The following is a 2,474-nucleotide window of genomic DNA, read 5'->3' as shown; positions in this document are numbered from 1 at the left end:
GGCGCGGTTGTTCCGGTATTGCTGTTGAGCTTTGGTTTGCAGGAGGCCATGGCGCAGCAGGTTTCGTATGAACATGCGACGGCGAAGCAACTGGCGGGGATCGCCAAGGACAACTCGCGACACTTTGGCGACGATCCGGATGATCCGGGACCGCTGGCTTCCGATCTCTCGTATAGGATTGCGCCCGCTGCGGTCGGCAAGGCCATGCGCAAGGTTGCGGACTGGCAGCTTGCTCGGTCCCAGCCGTACTTCGATCGGATCTGGACGTGGAGCATTCTGTACAGCGGATTCATGGCTACTTCTGAGTCGCTGAACGATCCCAAATATCGCGATGCCATGATGGCGATGGGGACGAAGTTCGACTGGAAGCTGCGCTCGCATCTGCCCAATGCGGACGATCAGAGCGTAGCGCAGACCTACCTTGAGCTTTATCTCTTAAAGAAGGACCCTGCGATGATGGAGCCGACGCGCAGCGAACTGGATGCCGTGCTGGCCGCGCCGCGAATGTCGAAGATTCCCGGCAAGGAGCTGCCCTGGTGGTGGTGCGATGCTTTGTTCATGGGGCCTCCGGTATGGGCGCGGATGTATGCCGCGACCGGCGACCAGAAATACATCTCCTACCTCGACGAGGAGTGGTGGAAGACCTCGGACCGGTTATATGACACGAAGGAACAGCTGTACGCGCGCGATCCGAGCTACCTGAACAAGACCGAGGCCAATGGTCAGAAGATGTTCTGGGGGCGGGGAAATGGCTGGGTGATGGGCGGCATTGCGCGGACGCTCGAGTATCTGCCCAAGGATGATCCGGCTCGTCCGAAGTATGTGAAGCAGTTGCAGGAGATGTCGGCGCGCATCGCTTCGCTGCAGGGCAAGGACGGATTGTGGCGTTCGGGGCTGCTCGACCAGGGCAACTATGCGTTGCCGGAGATGTCGGGCTCCGCTCTGATGACCTACGCGATGGCGTGGGGCGTCAACCAGGGGATATTGAGCAGGAAGGTTTATCGCCCTGTGATCGAGAGGGCGTGGGCCGGAATGTTGCACCATGTTTACGCCGACGGACGGTTAGGCTGCATCCAGCAGACGGGCGCCGAGCCTGCGCCGTTCAAGGCCAGTTCGAGCTATACCTACGGCGTGGGTGCCTTCCTTTTGGCGGGAAGTGAGATCCGCCAGATGGGTACTAATTCTTCAGCAGGTAAACGCGTACATTGAAGGCGAGATAGGTTGTAGGATGGATGTGTCTTGCAATTTTTAGTACGTGGGTGCGGCAGATGAAGCTGGAGAGTGTGGAGGCGCTGCGCGTGCACAAGCAGCGGTTTGGGCTTGAGGGGCGCGCGTTCGGCGCTCCGGCGCGGGTTAATTTAATCGGCGAGCATACGGACTATACGGGCGGCTTTGTGATGCCCATGGCGATCGACTTCGCCACGGTGGCGGTCGTAAGCGCGCGGAACGACGGACGTGCCGTATTTTATTCATTGAACTTTGACGAAGAGGTCTCGTTCGAGCTCGCTTCGCTGGGGCGGACGCCACAGGGACATTGGAGCGATTATCCGCTGGGTGTGGTGTGGAGCCTGGCGCAGGAAGGCATCACCGTAAGCGGCTTCAGCATGAGCCTTGCCGGTAATGTGCCCGTAGGTGCGGGTTTAAGTTCATCTGCTTCTTTGGAGGTCGCGACCGCGATGGCTTTGCTGTCGCACGCAGGCCAAGAGCTTCCGCTGAAGACGGTAGCGACGCTCTGCCGCCGGACCGAGAACGAGTTTGTCGGTGCCAAGAGCGGCATTATGGACCAGTTCATCGTTGCGGGAGGCGTAGCGGGACGGGTAATGCTGCTCGATTGCCGATCGCTCGAGTTCGAGCTGCTGCCGTTGCCGGCTGAGGTGCGCGTCGTGGTGTGCAATTCGATGGTGCAGCACCAGCATGCGGGCGGCGAGTATGGCGACCGGAGCGATGAGGTGACAGCCGGGCAGGAGGTGTTGCGGCGGGAGCGGCCTGGAATCGAGCTGCTGCGGGATGCGACGCTGGCGGACCTCGAGGCTTGTAAGGACAAGATGAGCGCGGCAAGCTTTGCGCGGTGCAGGCACATCATCAGCGAAAATGGCCGAGTGATTGAGGCCAAAGGGGCCTTGCTGCGGGGAGATGTAGGGCGGTTTGGAGAGTTAATGGTGGAGGCCCACGCGAGTATGCGCGACGACTTCGCAGCCAGTTCGCCCGAGGTCGATACGCTGGTTGAGATCGCAATGCGCCAGCCCGGTTGTTTTGGTGCCCGAATTACCGGCGGCGGCTTTGGTGGATGCACGGTGAACCTGGTCAAGGTGGACAAGGCCGAGGCGTTCGTTGAGGCGGTGCGCAGCGAGTACAAGGCTACTCTGGGCATTTCAGCTGATTGCTTCATCAGCGCTCCCACCGATGGCGCACTGGCGATGGCGGCGAAGGGCGGTGTGCAGTGAATCCATTAGCGCAGAAGAATCCTCATCGCC

2 protein-coding genes are annotated in these 2,474 nt (G+C 60.4%); both read left to right on the top strand.

Annotated features, from left to right (window positions below; genetic code table 11):
- Window positions 1-18 precede the first annotated feature (18 nt).
- Window positions 19-1,209 carry a glycoside hydrolase family 88/105 protein gene (locus tag VMU57_RS18620; RefSeq protein WP_414648684.1) on the top strand — a complete coding sequence of 397 codons (1,191 nt, stop codon included), beginning with the start codon at window positions 19-21 and terminating at the stop codon, window positions 1,207-1,209.
- A 23-nt stretch (window positions 1,210-1,232) separates the two neighbouring features.
- Window positions 1,233-2,444 (top strand): galactokinase, encoded by a 1,212-nt coding sequence (gene galK / locus VMU57_RS18615; protein ID WP_325386173.1) that lies wholly within the window; start codon window positions 1,233-1,235, stop codon window positions 2,442-2,444.
- Window positions 2,445-2,474: the final 30 nt, after the last annotated feature.

The organism is Edaphobacter sp. (assembly GCF_035532915.1).
In the GTDB taxonomy this organism is placed as follows: domain Bacteria; phylum Acidobacteriota; class Terriglobia; order Terriglobales; family Acidobacteriaceae; genus Edaphobacter.
Note: the sequence above shows the minus strand (reverse complement) of the source record. Positions and strands in the feature narration are given on the sequence as shown.